This is a genomic window from Kitasatospora sp. NPDC032757, from assembly GCF_055579305.1.
This window is the reverse complement of sequence record NZ_JBVINN010000002.1, coordinates 503,470-523,431: the sequence shown is the minus strand read 5'-3', so window position 1 is coordinate 523,431 and position 19,962 is coordinate 503,470. Positions and strand designations below refer to the sequence as shown.

General features: G+C 73.7%; 17 protein-coding genes. 5 read left to right on the top strand and 12 right to left on the bottom strand.

Features of this window, described 5'->3' with window-relative positions; all coding sequences use genetic code 11:
- Nucleotides 1-35: 35 nt before the first annotated feature.
- Nucleotides 36-1,289 carry a serine hydrolase domain-containing protein gene (locus ACZ5WK_RS05405; protein WP_465545146.1) on the bottom strand — a complete coding sequence of 418 codons (1,254 nt, stop codon included), beginning with the start codon at nt 1,287-1,289 and terminating at the stop codon, nt 36-38.
- 70 nt (nt 1,290-1,359) lie between these two features.
- On the opposite strand from ACZ5WK_RS05405, the gene ACZ5WK_RS05400 reads away from it, so the two are divergent.
- The 4 genes from ACZ5WK_RS05400 to ACZ5WK_RS05385 all read left to right on the top strand — a co-directional run bounded on the left by ACZ5WK_RS05400 (nt 1,360) and on the right by ACZ5WK_RS05385 (nt 7,585).
- Nucleotides 1,360-1,866 (top strand): NUDIX hydrolase, encoded by a 507-nt coding sequence (locus ACZ5WK_RS05400; protein ID WP_465545144.1) that lies wholly within the window; start codon nt 1,360-1,362, stop codon nt 1,864-1,866.
- 23 nt (nt 1,867-1,889) lie between these two features.
- Nucleotides 1,890-2,789 (top strand): TetR/AcrR family transcriptional regulator, encoded by a 900-nt coding sequence (locus ACZ5WK_RS05395; RefSeq protein WP_465545142.1) that lies wholly within the window; start codon nt 1,890-1,892, stop codon nt 2,787-2,789.
- A gap of 141 nt (nt 2,790-2,930) precedes the next feature.
- Nucleotides 2,931-4,958, top strand: coding sequence for a hypothetical protein (locus ACZ5WK_RS05390; RefSeq protein ID WP_465545140.1), 2,028 nt, complete (start codon nt 2,931-2,933; stop codon nt 4,956-4,958).
- 356 nt (nt 4,959-5,314) lie between these two features.
- Complete coding sequence (locus tag ACZ5WK_RS05385) at nt 5,315-7,585, top strand: glycosyl hydrolase family 18 protein (protein WP_465545138.1); 2,271 nt, start codon at nt 5,315-5,317, stop codon at nt 7,583-7,585.
- Between the two features lie 42 nt (nt 7,586-7,627).
- On the opposite strand, the gene ACZ5WK_RS05380 is transcribed toward ACZ5WK_RS05385, so the two are convergent.
- From ACZ5WK_RS05380 to ACZ5WK_RS05330, 11 genes are all read right to left on the bottom strand, one after another.
- Nucleotides 7,628-8,338 (bottom strand): spermidine synthase family protein, encoded by a 711-nt coding sequence (locus ACZ5WK_RS05380; RefSeq protein WP_465545136.1) that lies wholly within the window; start codon nt 8,336-8,338, stop codon nt 7,628-7,630.
- A 70-nt stretch (nt 8,339-8,408) separates the two neighbouring features.
- On the bottom strand, nt 8,409-9,464 hold the full coding sequence (locus ACZ5WK_RS05375) for a YeiH family protein (RefSeq protein ID WP_465545255.1): 1,056 nt from the start codon (nt 9,462-9,464) through the stop codon (nt 8,409-8,411).
- Between the two features lie 13 nt (nt 9,465-9,477).
- A complete protein-coding gene (locus ACZ5WK_RS05370; RefSeq protein WP_465545134.1) occupies nt 9,478-10,044 on the bottom strand; it encodes a cysteine dioxygenase family protein in 567 nt (188 codons plus the stop codon).
- Nucleotides 10,045-10,200: 156 nt separating this feature from the next.
- Nucleotides 10,201-11,115, bottom strand: a complete 915-nt coding sequence (locus tag ACZ5WK_RS05365) for a LysR family transcriptional regulator (protein ID WP_405362515.1) — start codon at nt 11,113-11,115, stop codon at nt 10,201-10,203.
- 180 nt (nt 11,116-11,295) lie between these two features.
- Entirely contained in the window at nt 11,296-12,165 is an 870-nt protein-coding gene (locus tag ACZ5WK_RS05360; protein WP_465545132.1) for an amino acid ABC transporter permease, read from the bottom strand.
- Nucleotides 12,162-12,806, bottom strand: coding sequence for an amino acid ABC transporter permease (locus ACZ5WK_RS05355; protein WP_465545130.1), 645 nt, complete (start codon nt 12,804-12,806; stop codon nt 12,162-12,164). Before ACZ5WK_RS05355 ends, ACZ5WK_RS05360 begins: the two co-directional genes overlap by 4 nt.
- A 10-nt stretch (nt 12,807-12,816) precedes the next feature.
- On the bottom strand, nt 12,817-13,704 hold the full coding sequence (locus ACZ5WK_RS05350; protein WP_465545128.1) for a glutamate ABC transporter substrate-binding protein: 888 nt from the start codon (nt 13,702-13,704) through the stop codon (nt 12,817-12,819).
- Nucleotides 13,705-13,713: 9 nt separating this feature from the next.
- Nucleotides 13,714-14,442: an amino acid ABC transporter ATP-binding protein gene (locus ACZ5WK_RS05345; protein ID WP_465545253.1), complete on the bottom strand. Its 729-nt coding sequence runs from the start codon at nt 14,440-14,442 to the stop codon at nt 13,714-13,716.
- Between the two features lie 56 nt (nt 14,443-14,498).
- Nucleotides 14,499-14,744, bottom strand: coding sequence for a LapA family protein (locus ACZ5WK_RS05340; protein ID WP_465545126.1), 246 nt, complete (start codon nt 14,742-14,744; stop codon nt 14,499-14,501).
- A 116-nt stretch (nt 14,745-14,860) separates the two neighbouring features.
- Entirely contained in the window at nt 14,861-16,633 is a 1,773-nt protein-coding gene (locus tag ACZ5WK_RS05335) for an ABC transporter ATP-binding protein (RefSeq protein ID WP_465545124.1), read from the bottom strand.
- Nucleotides 16,634-16,781: 148 nt separating this feature from the next.
- Nucleotides 16,782-18,554 (bottom strand): ABC transporter transmembrane domain-containing protein, encoded by a 1,773-nt coding sequence (locus tag ACZ5WK_RS05330; protein WP_465545122.1) that lies wholly within the window; start codon nt 18,552-18,554, stop codon nt 16,782-16,784.
- A 415-nt stretch (nt 18,555-18,969) separates the two neighbouring features.
- On the opposite strand from ACZ5WK_RS05330, the gene ACZ5WK_RS05325 reads away from it, so the two are divergent.
- Complete coding sequence (locus ACZ5WK_RS05325) at nt 18,970-19,833, top strand: aldo/keto reductase (RefSeq protein WP_465545120.1); 864 nt, start codon at nt 18,970-18,972, stop codon at nt 19,831-19,833.
- The last annotated feature ends 129 nt before the right edge of the window (nt 19,834-19,962 follow it).

Sequence of the window (19,962 nt, the reverse complement as noted above, 5' to 3'; positions counted from 1 at the left end):
GACGCCGGTCCGGCCCGGGCCGGCGAGCCCGAGCCCTAGGCGGGCAGCCCGAGGCAGCCGCGCACCGCGCGGATCAGGTTCCGCGAGCGGATGTCGCCCGTCACCCCGGGCTGCATGCCGTTGGTGACGTAACCGAAGCCCAGCCCCAGGTCCGGGTCGGCGAAGCCGAGCGAGCCGCCCCGGCCCGGGTGGCCGAAGCTCGCCGGCGAGGCCATCAGCGCGGTCGGGCCGTGCCGGAAGAAGCCGAGGCCGAACGTCGAGTTGACGATCAGCACCCGGTCCGGCCCGCTCACCACCGGCCCGGCCGCGCGCGTCAGCACCTCCGCACCGAGCAGCGGCGGCAGGGCCTCGCCCGCCCCGGAACCGTGCCGGTCGGCCGCGCCGACCAGCGCCGCGTAGAACCGGGCCAGCGAGCGGGCGGTGCCGATCCCGCCCGCCCCGGGGATCTCCGCGGCCTGCACCGCAGGGTCGTTGAGGTCCACCCCGGGCCGCACCGAGGCGAAGGCCCGGGCGGTCAGCGAGGCCGGGTCCTGGTAGGCGTCCCGGACCGACTGCTTGGGGCGCAGCCGCAGCCCGCTCGGCCCGGTCCGGGCGGCCTCCGGCGCGGGCAGGTCGACCAGCCTGCCGACCCGCGGCGCTGCGCCGGCCGGCAGCCCGATCCACAGGTCGAGGCCGAGCGGCCGGGCGATCTCCTCGGCGAAGTACTGGCCGACGGTGCGCCCGCTCACCCGCCGGACCACCTCGCCGACCAGCCAGCCGAAGGTGTACGGGTGGTAGCCGTGCGCGGTGCCCGGCTCCCAGGCGGGCGCCTGGGCGGCGACGGCAGCGGCCGCCGGCTCCCAGGTCAGCACGTCCTCCAGCCGCAGCGGCACGTCCAGTGCGGGCACGCCGGCCTGGTGCGAGAGCAGCCAGCTCACCGGCACCCGGTCCTTGCCCGCGGCCTTGAACTCCGGCCAGTACGAGGCGACCGGGGCGTCCAGGTCGAGCTGTCCGCGGTCGGCCAGCAGCAGCGCGGTGGTGGCGGTCAGGCCCTTGGTGACGGAGCGCAGCACCTGCGCGGTGTCGGCCGTCCACGGCACGGCCGGCGCGGGCCGTCCGCCGACCTCCGGCCGGGCGTCGCCGCCCCAGAGGTCGACCACCTTGCGCCCGCGCACGTACAGCGCGAAGGCCGCGCCCAGCTCGCCGTACTCGTCGAAGTTGCGGGCGAAGGCGTCCCGTACCGGCTCGAAGCCCTCGGCCGTCTCGCCCCAGATCTCCACCACCGCGCGCCGCCCAGACTCGTCCGACATTGGTCCAGTGTCCCGCGTTCGAACCGTTCGAGCCGTTCGAACCGGGCCCGGAAACCCTAACCTGTCCGTCATGACCAACCCTGCCGAAGAGCTGCTGGACGTCGTCGACGAGCACGACCGGGTGATCGGGACCGCCCCGCGCGGGGAGGTGTACCGGGACGGGCTGACGCACCGCTGCGTCTTCATCCTGGTCCGCGACCCGGCCGGGCGGATCTTCGTCCACCGGCGTACCGACACCAAGCTGTTCGCCCCGGGCATGCACGACATGTTCGTCGGCGGCGTGGTCGGCGCCGGCGAGACGTACGCGAGCGCCGCCGTCCGGGAGGCCGAGGAGGAGCTCGGCGTGCGGGGGATCGAGCCCCGGCCGCTGCTCAAGTTCCTGTTCCGCCAGGAGGGCCTCTCCTGGTGGTGCGACCTTTACGAGGCGGAGTGGGACGGCCCGGTGTCGCCGCAGGAGTCGGAGGTCGCCTGGCACGCCTGGCTCACCCCGGCGGAGCTGGACGAGCGGCTGGCCCGCGACGAGTTCGTCCCCGACGGGCTGGAGGCGTACCGCCGCTACCAGGAACTGCGCGGGTAGCGCGGCCGGATAGGGTGGCGCGCATGGCCTCCCGTACGCCGTCGGCGTCGCCCACGTCCGCGCGCCCCCGCCGGAGCCCCGGCCCCGACGCCGGGCCGGCCACCGGCAAGGGCACTGGCAAGGGCACTGGCAAGGGCACCGAGAAGGGCGCCGCCACGAGTACGGCAAAGGGTGCCGGAAAGGCCGCCGAGAAGCCCCGCCGGCGGCTCAGCGTCGACGAGCGGCGCGAGCAGCTGATCGCCGTCGCGCTGGAGCTGTTCAGCCGCCGCCCGCCCGAGGAGGTGTCGATCGACGACATCGCGGCCGCCGCCGGCGCCTCCCGGCCCCTGGTCTACCACTACTTCCCGGGCAAGCAGGCGCTGTACGAGGAGTCGCTGCGCAGGGCCGGCCAGGAGCTGGCCGGCCGGTTCGAGGAGCCCGCCGAGGGCCCGCTCTCCGAGCGGCTGCACCGGGTGATGGGCCGCTACCTGGACTTCGTGCAGAGCCACGGCCCCGGCTTCGCGGCGCTGCTGCGCGGCGGCTCGGTGGCGGCCAGCGCCGGGACGTCCGCGGTGATCGACGAGGTCCGGCGGGCCGCGGCCGACCAGATCCTGGCCCACCTGGCCGTTCCCTCGCCCAGCCCGGGCCTGCGGCTCACCGTGCGCGCCTGGATCGCCAACGCCGAGATCACCTCCCTGGAGTGGCTGGCCGAGCGCTCGGTACCGCTGGAGGAGCTCCAGCTCCACCTGGTCCAGGAGTTCGTGGCCGCACTGACCCTGACCGCCGCCCGGGAGCCCGCGCTGGCCGCCGAACTCGCCGGGTTCTTCGCCGGGGAGCGCCCCGACGGCCCGACCGGGCGGCTGGTGCGCGACCTCGCCGCCCTGTTCACCGTCCCCGGCCTCGCGGACGCCGTCGCCGAGCTGGCGGCCGGGCCCGCGAACTGACGGCCGGCAGGCCCTGCGCATGGCCGCCGGTTCTGCCCCGACCTCGGCCTCTGATAGGAATGTCCACGGATCTGACGGCACGCCGGTCACCGGCGCGCCCGGACCACCGAACGCAGACGGAGCAGAGCGGGGGCTCATCAGTTGACCCAGGACGGCCAGTTCACCACGGAAGCCAACCCCTTCGCCGCCGCGGAGCAGGTTTCCGCGACACTCGGCGCGCTCACCGACGCCCTCTTCTCACCGCAGGCCTCGCGCCACCCGGCGGCCTCGCTCACCGCGCTGCGCAGCGGCACGCACCCCGCGGCGGAGACGCTGTTCAACCTGCGGCTCGCCCCCAACGGCCCGGTGTACGACGCGGTCGACCGGCTGGGCACCGTCGTCACCGCCGGGACGGCCCGCCCCGGCACCGGCGCCCAGGTGGCCGCACTGGCCGCCGATGCGCTGCACGCCCGGTACGGCGGCGGCGCGTTGCGCGGTGCGGTGGCCGACCGGGGCACCCTCTCGGCCGCGCTGTTCGAGCTGCCGGTGGCCGGCGAGGCCGCCGACCCCAAGCTCCGCCCGCCCTTCGCCGCCGCGCTGGCCGCCCTCGCCTCCGGGCAGCAGACCCGGCAGCCGGTCGAGCTGGCCACCGGCGCCGGCGCCGAGGTCCGCCTCGTCGTGCCGCCCGGCTTCCACCCGCTGACCTCCCCCGGCGGCCCGCCCGGTGTCTCGGCCCGCACGGTGCCCGCCGGCCCGGCCGCCGGCGGCGCGGTCACCGTCCAGGGCGTCGACCCGGCCACCGCTGCGGCGGCCGCCGAGCTGACCGCCCATCTGGCCGAGGTCGCCGAGGAGCTGTTCAGCGGCACCGGCCCGGAGCCTCGCCGCGACTTCGCGGTGGTCGCCGCCTCCCTGGCGGACGCCTTCACCGCCTCGGGCACCGTCTACGCGGGCGTCTGCGCCGTCGAGGCGGACGGCCGCCCCAGCGACGCCACCCTGGTGGTCTCGCTCGCCCAGCACCCGCTGCCGATCACCGGGCTCGCGACCGAGCTGGCCACCGTCCGCCGACACGCCGAGGTCTGGACGGTGCTGCTGCCGGCCGGCCCGGCCGCCGTCCTGGTCGAGGGCCGCAGCGTCCCGGTGCCCGGCCCGCTGGCCGCCGACGGCCGACGGCGCTGGACGGTCACCGCGGTGGTGGAGGCGTTCGTCCCGCTGCCGGACGGCGTCTCGGTGCTCTGCGTCCAGCTCACCACCGGCCAGCAGCAGGACTGGGAGCTGTACACCGAGGTCTTCGCCGAGCTGCTGACGAGCGTGCAGTTCGGCTGGGACGGCGTCGCCGGGAAGCTCACCGCCCCGGCCGTCCCGGCTCCCCCCGTGCAGACCGCCGCCCCGGTGCTCACCCCGACCCCGGCCCGCGGCGTCCCGGCGGACCAGGCCCCCGCGGACCTCCCGCCGCTGCCGACGGTCTTCACCGAGCCCGCCCCGGCCGACGCGACGCCACTGCCGGTGCACCTGCGCGGTACGCCGGTGCGCGTCCCCCCGGCCGACTTCAACCCCTTCGCCCGGGTGGCCGACCCGACGCCGGCCCAGCCAATCCTGATCCCGGACGACGGACCGGCCGACAACCCCGCCGACGATCCGGACCGCACGCCCACGGGCACCCCGGTGGCGGTCCCGCCGCCGGACTTCGACCCGTTCGGCGTGCTGCCCCCGACGCTCACCGACACCGCCGTGCCGGGCGCCGAGGAGGACGACCGTCCCAAGGGCACCCCGGTGACGATCCCGCCGCCGGATTTCAACCCCTTCGCCTTCAGCCCGTCGCTGTCCGGGACGACCACGACGGACGTCCCCGCGGCCGCGCCGGCCGCCGCCCCCGTCACCGACCCGTTCGGCACGGTGACGGCCGACCAGCCGAAGGACCCGTTCGGTACCACCCTCCCGCAGGCCGCGGCCGTCCCGCCGCCGCCCTCGAACCCGCCGGCCGTCCCCGCGCCGAGCACGACCGCGACCACGGTCGCCGTGCCGACCGACGGGTCGCAGGAGGACGACGGCAAGCCGAAGGGCACCCCGGTGACGATCCCGCCGCCGGACTTCAACCCCTTCGCCTTCAGCCCGTCGCTGTCCGGGACGACCACGACGGACGCCGCCGAGGCCCCGCCGGCCGTCGCCCCGGAGAACAGCCCCTTCGGCTGAGGCCTGCCGCGTACGGAGGGCCGCCCCGCGTGGGCGGCCCTCCGTACGCTTCCACCCTCGTCCCGGACGCACGCGCGATCAGCCGCCGCCGGCCGCACCCCCGGCCGACCGCGCTCCCGCACCCGCGCGGTCATGCCCACGCCGGCCAACTGGTACAGACCTATTGCCAGTTGCCGGCCGGCTCCCTACCCTCGGGGAACACAGGATCCTCCGCGGCACCCCGACGGCCCGAGGTCTCCCGCTCCGCGCCGCCCCACGGCCGGAGCGCCCGCACGCTGCTCCACGCACCTGACACCTCCCCACAGGTAACGGGGCGACCCGGCATGCCCGGAGGCCCCGGGACAGGAGCCACATCCATGCGCAGACGTCGGATCAAGCTGCCCCTGCTGGCGGCCGGGACACTGCTCGTCCCGCTGCTCGCCGCCTCCCTCCCCAGCACCGCCGCGCACGCCGCCGGGTCCGCCACCGCGACCTTCACCAAGGGCAGCGACTGGGGCAGTGGCTACGAGGGCGGGTACACCATCTCCAACGGCTCCAGCACCACGGTCAACGGCTGGACGCTGGAGTTCGACCTGCCGTCGGGCAACACGGTCGCCTCGCTCTGGAACGCGACCTACACCACCGCGAGTTCGCACGTCACGGTCAAGAACCCGAGCTGGGCCGCCACCCTGCCGCCCGGAGGCTCGTACAACTTCGGCTTCAACATCGCCTATTCCGGCAGCTACAAGCCGCTGCTCAACTGCAAGCTGAACGGCCGGCCGTGCGACGGCACCGGCGGGGACCAGACCGCGCCGACCGTTCCGGGCGGTCTCACGGCCGGCAACGCCACGCAGACGACCGTCGACCTGTCCTGGACGGCGAGCACCGACAACGTCGGGGTCACCGGCTACGACGTGTTCCAGGGCGCCACCAAGGTCGCCACCACCGGCGGCGGCACCACCGCGCTCACCGTCCAGGGCCTCACCGCCGACACCGCCTACCAGTTCACCGTCCAGGCCTTCGACGCCGCGGGCAACCGCTCGGCCGCCGCGGGCCCGGTCAGCGTCACCACCAAGCCGCCCGTCGACCCGGACAAGCAGGCGCCGACCGCTCCCGGCACCCCGGGCGTCACCGGGTCGGACGCCAACAGCATCTCGCTGACCTGGGCGGCCAGCACCGACAACGTCGGCGTCACCGCCTACGACGTCTACAACGGCACCGCCCTCGCCGCGACCGTCACCACGCCGTCCGCCACCGTCGGCAACCTGGCGCCGGACACCTCGTACACCTTCACCGTGAAGGCCCGCGACGCGGCCGGCAACGTCTCCCCCGCCTCGGCCCCGGCGACCGGCAAGACCAAGCCCGGCGGCACCAACCCCGGCGCGCTGAAGATCGGCTACTTCACGCAGTGGAGCATCTACGCCCGTGGGTACAGCGTGAAGAAGCTCGACACCTCCGGCTCGGCGGGCCGGCTCACCACGCTCAACTACGCCTTCGCCAACATCCACCCGACCACCAAGCAGTGCTTCATCACCAACAAGGCGGCCGGTCCGGACAACGACCCGAACGCGGGCGACGGCGCCGGTGACGCCTGGGCCGACTTCGGCAAGGGCTGGGACGCCGGCAGCTCGGTGGCCGGCACCACCGACACCTGGGACCAGCCGCTGGCCGGCAACTTCAACCAGCTGAAGCAGCTCAAGGCCAAGTACCCCAACCTCAAGATCCAGATCTCGCTGGGCGGTTGGTCGTACAGCAAGTGGTTCTCCGACGCGGCCGCCACCGACGCCTCCCGCAAGGCGCTGGTCAGCTCCTGCATCGACATGTACATCAAGGGCAACCTGCCGGTCATCGACGGCCGCGGCGGCGCGGGCAGCGCGGCCAACATCTTCGACGGCATCGACCTCGACTGGGAGTGGCCGGCCTCCGGCGGGCACGACGGGAACATCTTCCGGCCCACCGACAAGGCCAACTACACGCTTCTGGCCCAGGAGTTCCGCCGTCAGCTGGACGCGCTCGGTGCCACCACCGGCAAGCACTACACGCTGAGCGCCTTCCTCCCGGCCGACCCGGCGAAGATCACCGCGGGGATCGACGTCCCCGGCCTCTTCGGCGCCTTCGACTTCGCCACCGTCCAGGGCTACGACTACCACGGCGGCTGGGAGATGAGCACCAACCAGCAGTCCGCGCTCAAGCTCGCCGCCGGCGACCCGTCCACCCCGGACCGGCAGTTCAGCTCGGAGATCGCGATCAACGCCTACGTCAACGGCGGCGCCCCCAAGAGCAAGCTCACCCTGGGCATCCCGTTCTACGGACGCGGCTGGACGGGCGTGCCGCGCGGCACCACCAACGGCCTCTTCCAGAGCGCGACCGGCCCCGCGCCGGGCAGCTACGAGGCCGGGTTCGAGGACTACCACAAGCTCAAGGACCTTGCCACGAGCGGCGGTTACACCCTCTACCGCGATCCGGTGGCCGGCTTCGCCTACCTCTACAACGGATCGGTGTTCTACACCTACGACGACCCGACCGAGATCGCCCGGAAGGCCGCCTGGATCAAGTCCCAGGGGCTGGCCGGCGCGATGGTCTGGGCCTTCGACGGTGACACCGGCAACGGCGAGCTGATGGCCGCGGTGGACAACGGCCTGAAGTAGCACGCCGGTTCGGCCGGAAACGGCGCCTGGTCCGTCGCCCGCTCAGTCGTCGCGGCGGGCCAGGTGCACCACGTCCGGCACACCCCGGGCGACCGGGATCTCGTGGGTCACCACGTCCGAGAAGCCCGCCGCGCGCAGCGCCTGCTCGAAGGCCGGGGAGGGCTGCGCGCTCCAGACCGCCAGCACCCCGCCCACCTGCAGCCGGTGCCGGAGCACCGCGAGCCCGTCCGCGCCGTACAGCCCGGCGTTGGAGTCGGTGACCGTCCAGTCCGGGCCGTTGTCGATGTCGAGGCAGAGCGCGTCGTAGCGCTCGCCGTCCGCCCCCGCCAGGTACTCCAGCAGGTCGGTGTGGAGCACCGCCACCCGCTCGTCCTCCAGCGCGCCCGCCGAGAAGGCGGCCAGCGGGCCGGTCCGGTGCCAGTCGATGATCGCGTTCTCGCGCTCGACGATCGCGATCCGCCCCCACCGCCGCTCGGCCACCGCGTACGCCAGCGAGAAGCCGACGCCGAGCCCGCCGATCAGCACCGACGGCCGCTCGACCACCACGCCCGTCCGGTCCAGCTCGTCCAGCGCCGCCTGGATCAGCAACCGCTCGGAGCGCCCGTCGGCGGTGTCCATCAGGAAGCAGCCGTTGGCGATGATCTCGAAGTGCCGGCCGCGCTGCCGCAACACCACCTCGCCGAACGGGCCCTCCCGCCGGTCGAGCGTGACGACGGCGTCGTTGCCGTCCCGTGCGGGCAGTGCGGTGGCCATCCGGATTCCTCTGCGTACTCGGGTGTGCGGACTACCCGCCCGACAATAGCGGAGGCCGGCCGCGGTCCGGTCATGTCGTGAGCAGCACCCCCGCGTAGCTGACCCCCGCCACCATCACCCAGGAACCGAGGCCGAGCAGCGCGATCCGCCCGCCCGTGCGCATCAGGGTGGGCAGGTGCACGGCGCTGCCGAGGCCGAACAGGGCGGCCGCCAGCAGCAGCTCCTGGGCGTCCCCGGCGAGCGTCAGCGCCCGGTCGGGCAGCACCCCGGTGGAGCGCAGCGCGATCATCACCAGGAACCCGGCCACGAACAGCGGAACGATCGGCGGCCGCGTGCCGGCGGCCGCGGCCGTGCCCTCCGTACCCTCCGCGCCCTTGCGCGCCCGCCGCACCGCGACGGCGACCCCGGCGACCAGCGGCGCCAGCAGCACCACCCGCATCAGCTTGACCAGCACCGCCTCGCGCAGCGCCCCCGCCCCGCCGGTCTGCGCGGTGGCGACCACCTGCCCGACGTCGTGCACGCTGGCGCCGACCCAGCGCCCGAACTCGGCCTCGCCGAGCCCGAGCGGCTGCTGGAGCAGCGGGAGGACGGCGATCGCGAGGGTCCCGCAGAGGGTAACGAGGGCGACGGAGGCGGCGACGTCCTCCTCCTCGCTGCCGGCGGCCTGGCTGACCGCGCCGATCGCCGAGGCCCCGCAGATCGAGTACCCGGTGGCGACCAGCAGCGGCTGGTCGCCGGGCAGGCCGAGCCGGCGCCCCAGCCACCAGGTGCCGGCGAAGGTGGCCGCGACCACGGCGAGCACCATCGCGACGGTGGCCCAGCCGAGCCCGAGCACGTCGTCGAGGCTGAGCTTGAGGCCGAGCAGCACGATGCCGAGCCGCATCAGCCGCCGCCCGGCGGTGGAGAGGCCGGGCCGGGCGACGCCGCGGACCACCGGCCGCAGCCCGGGCAGGTGGGCGGCGGCGATGCCGAGCACCACGGCGGCGGTGAGCTTGGGCACGGCGGGGACGGCCTGGTGGACGCCGAGCGCGGCGGCCACGCCGAGGGCGGCGAGCAGCAGGCCGGGGGTGTCCCCGCCGAGCGGGGGCAGCAGGCGGGTGCGGACGCGCCGCTCCCGGACGGTCAGTGCCACGGCGCGATCACCGCTGGTCGTCGGCGGGGAGCCGGTAGACGCGCCGGATGCTGGTGCCCAGCCGGGCGACGTCGGCGCCGTAGACGTGGATCGAGATGGCGGTGGACGTACAGGCGTTGCGGACCAGGTGGATGTCGCCGGGCGGGGCGAAGGCGGCGACGGTGCCGGCCGGCCCGACCACGTGCTCGGTCTCGACCAGGTGCGCGGTGCGCCCGTCGGAGACCAGCCGGTAGCGCGTCTCGCTCTCCTGGCCGCGATGGACCCCGGCCACGCACCAGGAGACGTGATCGTGGATCGGAGTCTGCTGGCCGGGCAGCCAGACCAGGGCGACGACCGAGAAGCTGCCGTCGCTCTCGGCGTGCAGGACGTGCTGGCGGTAGCGGTCCGGGTCGCCCTCGCGCTGGGCGTCGGTGAGCAGGTCGTCGTCGCCCAGGTGCGGGGCTAGGCGTTCGCCAACCAGGTAGGCGGTGAGTTCGGGTGGCAGGCCGCGGTCGACGACGGCGCGGATCTCGCCGACCAGGGCCGTCATACGCTCGGTGAGCCGGTCGCTGCCGACCGTGGCGGAGGGTGTCATGACAGCAGGTTCGGGCCGGGCGACCTATCACGTCCAACGAGGGTTTGTTAGCTCTACCCCAACGCGGGCTTATCGATCAGTGTGGCTCAGCAGCCGTCCGGCAGCCGCTCGGCAGCCGTCCCGCCGCCGTCCCGCTGCCTGCCCACAGCCCGCCGCTCAGCAGCCCACCCGCGCCGCGGCCGCCGACCGCAGGTGGTCCAGCACCAGCGCCGTGGCCGGAATCCGGCGGTGCTCGCGCAGCACGTACGCGCAGACCTGCCGGCGCAGGTGCGGCTCGACGGCGCGCCCGGTGACCTTGCGGTGGCACATGAAGGAGAGCACCAGCGCGGGCATCAGCGCGATCCCGACCCCGGCGGCGACCAGACTCTGCACGGCGAGGTTGTCATCGGTGGAGAAGACGATGTCGGGGGCGAAGCCCTCCTCCGCGCAGACGTGCAGCAGGTTGGCCCGGCAGCGCGGGCAGCCGGCGATCCAGCGCTCGCCGTCCAGGTCCACCAGCCGGACGGCGTGCCGGCGGCCCAGCGGGTGGCCGACCGGCAGCAGGACGGTGAGGAGGTCCTCCATCAGCGGAATCTCGTCCACCCCGTCCGGCACCTCGGTGGTCGCGCCCGGGTAGCGGAAGGCCAGCGCGATGTCGCACTCACCGCGCAGCAGACGCTGCACGGAGTCCGGTGGCTCGGCCTCCAGCAGTTCGACCCGGACACCGGGGTGCTCGGCGAGCAGCCGCGCCATCGCCTCGGGAATCAGGGTGGCGTTGGCGCTGGGGAAGGCGCAGACCCGGACGCGGCCGGCCCGCAGCCGGGCGAGCGCGGCGAGTTGCTGCTGGGCGGCGGAGAGGCTGCCGAGGATCAGCTCGGCGTGCCGGGAGAGCGCCTCGCCGGCCTCCGTGAGCCGCAGACCGCGCCCGGCCCGGGTGAACAGCGGCACCCCGACGGAGCGCTCGAGCGCCTTCATCTGCTGGGTGATGGCGGGCTGGGTGTAGCCGAGTTCGCGGGCGGCCGCCGAGTAGGAGCCCGCCCGGACGACCTCGTGGAAGGTCCTGATGTGCCGTGAGTCGAATACCGGCTCCACTGCCCCTCCGCCCGCCCGCGCCCGTGCCGTCCGGCAATCATAAGCAGACTTTGGAGGCCGCTGACATTACCCCGAGCGCACCTATGGTTTACGGACGAACCGCCCGCCCCGCCTCTCCCACCATCGAGCGCCCGCGCCCGCTGCCACCGCTCACTACCCTTGCTGCTTGCTGCTTGCTGCTTACCGCTGGACGGACGGCGGCAGCCCCATCACCACCTCGGCCTTGGCCACCGGCGCCCCGCCGCGCACGCTCGGGCTGCGCCTGCTGCGGCGCTCGACCCAGCGGGCCAGCCAGGAGAGCAGCAGGCACATGCCGATGTAGATCGGCGCGATCACCATCACCACCGGGATGAACGGCAGGTCGTAGTCCAGGTTGGTGGCGACCAGCTTGCCCGCGTGCAGGAACTCCTCGTAGGTGATCAGGAAGCCCAGCGAGGTGTCCTTGAGCGCCACCACCAGCTGGCTGATGATGGCCGGCAGCATCGCCCGGTTGGCCTGCGGCACCAGGACGTACGCCATCACCTGGGTCTTGCGCATGCCGAGCGCGTACGCCGCCTCGCGCTGCCCGGCGGGCACCGCCAGCACGCCGGCCCGGAACACCTCGGCCAGCACCGAGCCGTTGTAGAGCACCAGGCCGGCCACCAGCGCCCAGAGCGGCTCCACCTTGAGCGCGACGAAGATGAAGAAGATCATCACCAGCAGCGGCATGGCCCGGAAGAACTCCACCACCAGCGTGGAGAGCCGGCGCACCACCCGGTGGTCGGAGAGCCGCCCGGCCGCGAACAGCGCGCCGAACGGCAGTGCGAACAGCACCGTCCAGCCGAAGGCCTTCAGCGTGTTGGCCAGCCCGCGCAGCAGGAGGTCCCGGACCCCCTGGTACTCGAAGGCCATCCACTTCTCGTAGGTGAACTGCTGGGTGTGGAACAGCATGTAGACGATCCACCCGATCAGCGCGGCGATCGCCACCAGCGCGACCAGGCCGTACGTCCGGTGCCGGGCGAGCGCCCTCGGGCCGGGGATGTCGTAGAGCGCCGAGGATTCCGCCGTCATCGCGCCACCGCCACACGTCGTTCCAGCAGGTTGAAGACGGCGCTGACGGCCAGGGTGATGATCAGGTAGCCGACCGCGATCCAGACGAAGGTCCAGACGATTCCGTACCCCAGCTCGTTGATGGTCCGGTAGGTGCCCAGCAGTTCGGTCACGCTGAACGCGCCGGCGATCGCGGTGTTCTTGGCCAGCGCGATCATCACGCTGCCGATCGGCCCGACCACCGACCGGTACGCCTGCGGCAGCACCACCAGGCCCATCGTCTGGCCGAAGGTCATCCCCAGACTGCGGGCCGCCTCACCCTGGCCGGTCGGCACCGTGTTGACGCCCGATCGCATCGCCTCGCAGACGAACGCCGAGGTGTAGCAGCCGAGCGCGAGCACCGCGAAGACGAAGAACGGCAGGGTGATGTCGAACCGCGGCAGGCCCAGCACCACGATGAAGAACAGCAGCGTCAGCGGGGTGTTGCGCAACAGCGTCACCCACGCGGCGCCGAAGACCCGCAGCGGCTTCACCGGCGAGACCCGGAAGCTCGCGATCAGCACGCCGAGCACCAGCGCCAGCACGGCGCTCACGACGAACAGCGAGAGGGTGCCCAGGAACCCGTGCCAGTAGGTCGACCAGTTGTCGATCAGCGTCCTCACAGCGGCCCTCTCAGTACCGGTCGATCGGCGGCGGGGTGGGTGCCGGGACCCCGGAGAGGCCGAGGGTGGCGTCGTAGGCCTTCTTCCAGTCGCCGTTCTCCTCGTGGTGTGCCAGGGCGTCGTTCAGCGCGCCGCGCAGCACGGTGTCGCTCTTCGGCGTCCCGATCCCGTACGGCTCCTGGGAGAACAGCGGTCCGACCACCTTGAGCTCGTCGGGCACCTTGGCCGCGTAGCCCATCAGGATCGTGTTGTCCGTGGTCACCGCGGCCACCTGGGAGGTGATCAGGTTGTCCACGCAGGCCGAGTAGCTGTCGTAGCCGATCAGCCTGGCCTGCGGATAGTCCTTCTGGATCCGCTGGTACGGGGTCGAGCCGGCCGCCGAACAGACCTTCCTGCCGCTGAGGTCCTGCGGGCCGTGGACGGCGTTGTCGTTCCTGCGCACCAACAGCGACTGGCCGGCCACGTAGTACGGGCCGGCGAAGCCGACCAGCTTCTTCCGGTTGTCGTTGATGGTGTACGTGCCGACGTAGTAGTCCACCTGACCGTTCTGCAGCGCGGTCTCACGGTTGGCGGAGGCGATCGTCCTGAACTCGATCTTCTCGGGGGTGAAGCCGAGGTCGGCGGCGACCATCTTGGCGATCTCGATGTCGAAGCCCGAGTACTGCCCTGTCGCCGGGTTCTTCTGCCCCAGGTAGGGCTGGTCCTCCTTGGCGCCGACCACCAGGTGGCCACGACCGCGGGCGGCGTCCAGGGTGGGTGAGCCGGTGATGCCGGTGCCGCTCTCCACCTGATAGCTGGGCAGCGCGCTGGGCTGCGGGCCCTTCGGCGGCGGGGTGCCGGCCTTGCCGCAGCCGGCCAGCAGCACGGTCAGGACCGCGAGGGTCACGATCTTCTTCACGGCGCGGCCTCAGTGCTTCAGGATCTTCGACAGGAAGTCCCGGGCACGCTCGCTCTCGGGGGCGCCGAAGAAGTCCTCGGGGGCGCGGTCCTCGACGATCCGTCCGTCGGTCATGAAAACCACCCGGTTGGCCGAGGCCCGGGCGAACCCCATCTCGTGGGTGACCACCACCATGGTCATGCCCTCGTGTGCGAGCCGGCGCATGACGTCCAGCACCTCGGTGATCATCTCGGGGTCGAGGGCGGAGGTGGGCTCGTCGAAGAGCAGCGCCTTCGGGTCCATGGCGAGCGCGCGGGCGATCGCCACCCGTTGCTGCTGACCGCCGGAGAGCTGGGCCGGGTACTTGTCGGCGTGCGCGACCAGCCCGACCCGCTCCAGCAGCGCCCGGGACTTCGCGTCGGCCTCCGCCCTGGGCCGTCCGCGGACCTTGATCTGCGCCAGGGAGACGTTCTGCATCACGGTCTTGTGCGCGAAGAGGTTGAAGGACTGGAAGACCATCCCGACCTCGGCGCGCAGCCGGGCCAGCCCCTTGCCCTCCTCGGGCAGCGGCCGGCCGTCGATCGCGATGGTGCCGGACTCGATCGGCTCCAGGCGGTTGATCGCCCGGCAGAGCGTGGACTTGCCCGAACCGGACGGCCCGATCACCACGACGACCTCGCCGCGCCCGACCGTCAGCTCGATGTCCTGCAGCACGTGCAGGTCCCCGAAGTGCTTGTTCACGCCGCGCAGCTCGATCAGCGGCGTGAAGGAGGACGCCCCGCGCGCGGGTTCGGGAGCCGCCTCGCGGGCGTCGGTCACTTTCCGCGCCGCCCCTTCATCAGCCAGCCCACCACCCCGCCCGCCACCAGGGTGGCCAGCAGGGCGATCCAGAGCGGCGCGGTGACGGTGAAGACCCAGAACTGGATCCTGACCTTGTCGAGGTTGGCGAACAGGAACCACACCGCGAGCACGACGAGGACGCCGATCCCGATGTACCGGGTGGGAATGCCACCGATCTCACCGCGCTTGGCCCCGGACGAGCCGTCTGAAATCTTGGTCACACGCGCAGTCTGCGGGCCGGTCGGTTGATTTGTGCGGCTCACGCGCCCGGGGTTAACCCGCACGGGGCAAGCCTGCCCCGTGCGGGTTTGCGCCGGTCAGCGGGTGCCGGCCACGGCTACGGCTCGTCCCTCCAGGAGCGCCAGAGGGCGGCGTACGGGCCGCCGGCCGCCACCAGCTCCGGGTGGCTCCCGTACTCGCTGATCCGCCCGCCCTCGACCACCGCGATCACGTCCGCGTCGTGCGCGGTGTGCAGCCGGTGGGCGATGGCGATCACCGTCCGGCCCTCCAGTACCCGGGAGAGCGAACGCTCCAGGTGCCGCGCGGCCCGCGGGTCCAGCAGCGAGGTGGCCTCGTCGAGCACCAGGGTGTGCGGGTCGGCCAGCACCAGCCGGGCCAGGGCCAGCTGCTGCGCCTGCGGCGGGGTGAGTGCGGCGCCGCCCGAACCGACCTCGGTGTCCAGGCCCTCCGCCAGCGCGTCCACCCACTCGCCGGCGTCCACGGCGTCCAGCGCGGCGCGCAGCTGGGTGTCGTCGGCGCCCGGCGCGGCCAGCCGGAGGTTGTCCCGCAGGGTGCCGACGAAGACGTGGTGCTCCTGGTTGACCAGCGCGACCTGGGCCCGGACCCGCTCGGCCGGCATCCGCGCCAGCGCCGCCCCGCCGAGCGTCACGGTGCCCCGGCCGGGTGCGTAGATCCCGGCCAGCAGCCGGCCCAGGGTGGACTTGCCCGCACCGGACGGCCCGACCAGGGCGACCCGGCTGCCCGGGGCGACGTCCAGGCTGATGCCGTGCAGGACGTCGGCGCCCTCGCGGTAGCCGAACCGGACGTCCTTCGCCTCGACCCGGCGGCCGTCCGGCCGGGCCTCCTCGTCGCTCTCCTGCTCGGGCACCTCACGGACCCCGACCAGCCGCGCCAGCGAGGCCTGCCCGATCTGCAGTTCGTCGTACCAGCGCAGGATCAGGTCGACCGGGCCGGTGAGCGCCTGGGCGTAGAGCACCCCGGTGGTCAGCTGGCCGACGGTGATCCAGCCCCGCAGCGTGAACAGCCCGCCGAGCACCAGCGTGCCGAGCACGGCCAGGGTGTAGACCGCGTCGATGGTCGGGAACCAGACCGAACGCAGCCAGAGGGTGTACCGCTCCCAGGCGAGCCACTCGCCGAGCTTGCGGTCGGTCAGCCGGACCCGCTCGTCGCCGAGGCGCAGCGCCTCGACCGTCCGCCCGGCGTCGACCGTCTCGGCCAGCACGGTGTTCACCGCGGCGTACCCGGCCGACTCGTTCCGGTAGGACTGCGGGGCCCGCCGGAAGTACCAGCGCGAGGTGGCCAGCAGCAGCGGCAGGCCGATCAGCGAGGTGAGCGCGAGCAGCGGCGAGGTGACCACCAGGGCGCCCAGGACCAGCAGCAGCGAGACCACCGCCACGGCCAGCTCGGGCACCGCCTCGCGGACCGACTTGTCCAGCCGGTCGATGTCGGTGGTGCCGCGGGAGACCAAGTCCCCCGTGCCGGCCCGCTCCAGGACCCCGGTGGGCAGGGTCACCGAGCGGACCAGGAAGTCCTCCCGGAGGTCGGCCAGGACCCGCTCGCCGAGGATGCTGCCACGCAGCCTCGACCACCAGGTGAAGGCCGACTGCACGACCAGCGCCAGCAGGTACCAGCCGACGGCGACCGCGATGGTGGACTCGGCGGTGCCGGTGGCCAGCGACTCGACCAGGGTGCCGAGCACCCACGGCCCGACCAGCCCGGCGACGGTGGCCACCGAGTGCAGCGCCACCACCGAGGAGAACCCGGCCCGGTGCCGCCGGGCGAGCAGCCGCAGGTAGGCGCGGACGGCGGCCGGGGAGCCGACCGGAAGGGTGGTGGCCGGCCCCTGTTCCTGTTGGACGGGGGGCTTCATACGGTGCTCCTCGGTTGGTCTGGTGGCCGGACGGGTGCGGCGCTCCCCGGCGGTGCCGCCCGCCGCGGAGCCGGGTGCGGCAGGGTCGGGTGCGGGTTCAGGGGCGGGGTCGGGGTCGGGGTCGGGGTCGGCTGCGGGGTGGTGGCGTTCACACGCTCTCCCCGACCGTGGCCGGCTCCTCCTCGCGGGTGACCACCGCGCGGTAGGCGGGCTCGGTCTGCATCAGCTCACGATGCCGACCGGCGGCGACGGCCCGGCCGCCCTGGAGCAGCACCACCCGGTCCGCCCGGTCGAGCAGCAGCGGGCTGGTCGCGAACACCACGGTGGTGCGCCCCTCGCGGTTCTTGCGGAGCCCGGCCGCGATCCGGGACTCGGTGTGCGCGTCGACCGCGCTGGTGGGCTCGTCCAGGACGAGCACCGGAGGATCGGCCAGCAGCGATCGGGCGAGCGCCAGCCGCTGGCGCTGGCCGCCGGAGAGCGAGCGGCCTCGCTCGGTGATCCCGGCCCGCATGGCATCCCCACCGCAGTCGGGCGAGCCGTCGACCAGGGCGTCCAGGACGTCCTCGGCACGGGCGGCGGCCAGCGCCTCGGCGGGCGTGACCCGGCCCGAGGCGGGGATGTCGAGCAGGGCGGCCAGGGTGCCGGAGAGCAGCACCGGCTCCTTGTCGTGGACGAGCACCGCCGCCCGTGCCTCGGCCAGCGGGACGGCGTCCAGCTCGGTACCGCCCAGCCGCGCGGACGGCTGCGGCTGATCCCCGTCGGCCGGAGGCACGTGCCCGCCGAGCCGCTCGGCGAGCTCGCCGGCGACGTCCGGGTCGCCGCAGACCACGGCCGTCAGCTCGCCGGCCCGGGCGGTGAGCCCGGAGGCCGGGTCGTACAGGTCGGACTGCCCGGGCCTGGTCAGCTCCGCGTCCGGGGTGCCGGTGGTCCGGCTGAGCGAGAGCACCCGGACGGCGCGCCCGGCGGAGACCCGGGCGACGCTCCATGCGTGTGCCGCCTCACCGAGGATGCGCAGCGGCGCGGCCAGGAACGCGGTGGAGCCGTAGACGGCGATCAGGGTGCCGATGCCGATCCCCCCGGTGGCGGCCAGATGGGCGCCGTACCAGGTGACGCCGACCACGAACAGGCCGGGCAGCAGCACCTGTTGGGCCTGCATCAGCGACCAGACCCGGGCCGAGCGGACGGCGGCGGCGCGGACCTTCTGGGAGGCCGCCCGGTAGCGGGCGAGGAACAGCTCCTCGCCCCCGATGCCGCGCAGCACCCGGAGCCCGGCGACGGTGTCGGCCGCCAGCTCGGTGGCCTTGCCGCCGAGCGTGCGCTGCTCGGTGTAGCGCCGCTCGAACGGGCCGAGCAGCGGCCAGACCGCGGCGGCCAGTACCGGGACGCCGAGCAGGACGGCGAGGCCGAGCACCGGCTCGGTGACCAGCACCGCGGAGCTGACGGCCAGCCAGACGATCACCGCGCCGCGGACCCGGGCGACCAGCTCGACGTACCAGCCGATCTTCTCGACGTCGCCGCTGCCGACCGCGACGATCTCGCCGGTGGCGATCCGCCGGGACAGCCCGGTGCCGAGGTGCGAGGCCTGGCGGGCCACCAGCTGGCGGACCTGGGTGGCGGCGTGGATCCAGTTCCACACCGCCTGGCGGTGCAGCAGGACGGTGCCGAGCGCGGCCACGGCGGCGAGGGCGAGCGCGGCGGCGCCGGCCCGCCAGATTCCGCCGGCGTCACCGTCGACGGCGGCCTGGACGCCCAGGCCGAGCGGCACCGGCAGGGCTGCCTGGCAGCCCATCTCGAGCAACGCCCAGCAGGTGGCGAGCACCTGGCCGCGCCGCTGGCTGCGCTGGAGCCAGCGCAGGAAGGCGAGGGGAGAGGAGAGGTCTGGGCCGCCGGGATCGGCCAGCGGCAGGGTCTTGAGCGGCATGACGCTCCGTTGCGGGTGGTACGGGCAGGTGGCGCAGAGGGCGCGGGTCGCGCGCGGATGCGAGGGGGCGAGGTGCGGCCGGTATGGTCACGGCCGGGCTGGTCAGGAGGTCATGACAGGGAGCCTGCCAACCCGAATGTGACCTACGCAACAGGTTTTCGGCGGCGCGCGCCCCCGCTCACGCCCCCACCACAGCCGCCCCGAAGCCGCCCCGGACCCGACCGCCACCCCCGCCCCGGCCCGACCCCGGGCCCGCCTACCACCCCCGCGCCACCCGCCCACGGCCCGCCCAAAGCCCGCTGCATGCGCCGGTACACCGCGTCAGAAAATTCTTTTCCGGTCCGGGAACAAACCGGGACACCGCACAGGTTGCCCCAGTGGAAGCAGATGGTCGACCAGGAGGGCACCCCGTCCCGTGAGCAGCATCCCCACCGTCACCCTCAACGACGGCTCGCAGATCCCGCAGCTGGGCTTCGGCGTCTGGCAGGTCCCGGACGCGGAGGCCACGGCGGCCGTCCGCACCGCCATCGAGACGGGTTACCGCTCGATCGACACCGCGGCCATCTACGAGAACGAGACCGGCACCGGCCAGGCCGTCGCCGAGGCCCTCGCCGGCGGCGTGGCCCGCGAGGACCTCTACATCACCACCAAGCTGTGGAACTCGGGCACCCGCGACTGGACGGGCGAGCAGGGCCGGGACGCGGTGCTGCGCGAGTTCGACGCCTCGCTGGCCAAGCTCGGGCTCGACTACGTGGACCTCTACCTGATCCACTGGCCGCGCCCGATGCACGGCAGCTACCTCAACGTCTGGAAGGCCTTCGAGCAGCTGCTCGCCGACGGCCGGGTGAAGTCGGTCGGCGTCTCCAACTTCGGTACCGAGCAGCTCACCCGCCTGCTCGACGAGGCCTCGGTCAAGCCGGTGCTGAACCAGGTCGAGCTGCACCCGTACTTCCCGCAGGACGAGCTGCGCGCCTTCCACGCCGAGCACGGCATCGCCACCGAGGCCTGGAGCCCGCTGGGCCAGGGCAAGGAGCTGCTCTCCGAGCAGGCCCTGGTGAAGATCGCCGAGAAGCACGGGCGCACGGTCGCCCAGGTGGTGCTCCGCTGGCACCTGCAGAGCGGCGTCATCGCGATCCCGAAGTCGGTCACCCCGTCCCGGATCAAGGAGAACCTGGACGTCACCGGCTTCGAGCTGGACGCGGCCGACCTCGCCGCGATCGCCGGCATCGCCACCGGCAAGCGGATCGGCCCGGACCCGCAGGAGTTCGACTGGAACTGACGCGCCCGCCCGGGAGCGTGTCCGGCAGCCCCGCCGGGCACGCTCCGGCCGGCCCCGGGGCCGTTGAACAGAGTCGAGCCGGACCGGGTCGAACGGAGCCGTCCGGCAGAACCGTCGAACCGCGCCGTC

Excerpts from the sequence above, each read along its gene's own strand:
- ACZ5WK_RS05405 (WP_465545146.1), bottom strand. The coding sequence starts at position 1,289 with ATGTCGGACGAGTCTGGGCGGCGCGCGGTGGTGGAGATCTGGGGCGAG.
- ACZ5WK_RS05400 (WP_465545144.1), top strand. The coding sequence starts at position 1,360 with ATGACCAACCCTGCCGAAGAGCTGCTGGACGTCGTCGACGAGCACGAC.
- ACZ5WK_RS05395 (WP_465545142.1), top strand. The coding sequence starts at position 1,890 with ATGGCCTCCCGTACGCCGTCGGCGTCGCCCACGTCCGCGCGCCCCCGC.
- ACZ5WK_RS05385 (WP_465545138.1), top strand. The coding sequence starts at position 5,315 with ATGCGCAGACGTCGGATCAAGCTGCCCCTGCTGGCGGCCGGGACACTG.
- ACZ5WK_RS05380 (WP_465545136.1), bottom strand. The coding sequence starts at position 8,338 with ATGGCCACCGCACTGCCCGCACGGGACGGCAACGACGCCGTCGTCACG.
- ACZ5WK_RS05370 (WP_465545134.1), bottom strand. The coding sequence starts at position 10,044 with ATGACACCCTCCGCCACGGTCGGCAGCGACCGGCTCACCGAGCGTATG.
- ACZ5WK_RS05360 (WP_465545132.1), bottom strand. The coding sequence starts at position 12,165 with ATGACGGCGGAATCCTCGGCGCTCTACGACATCCCCGGCCCGAGGGCG.
- ACZ5WK_RS05335 (WP_465545124.1), bottom strand. The coding sequence starts at position 16,633 with ATGAAGCCCCCCGTCCAACAGGAACAGGGGCCGGCCACCACCCTTCCG.
- ACZ5WK_RS05330 (WP_465545122.1), bottom strand. The coding sequence starts at position 18,554 with ATGCCGCTCAAGACCCTGCCGCTGGCCGATCCCGGCGGCCCAGACCTC.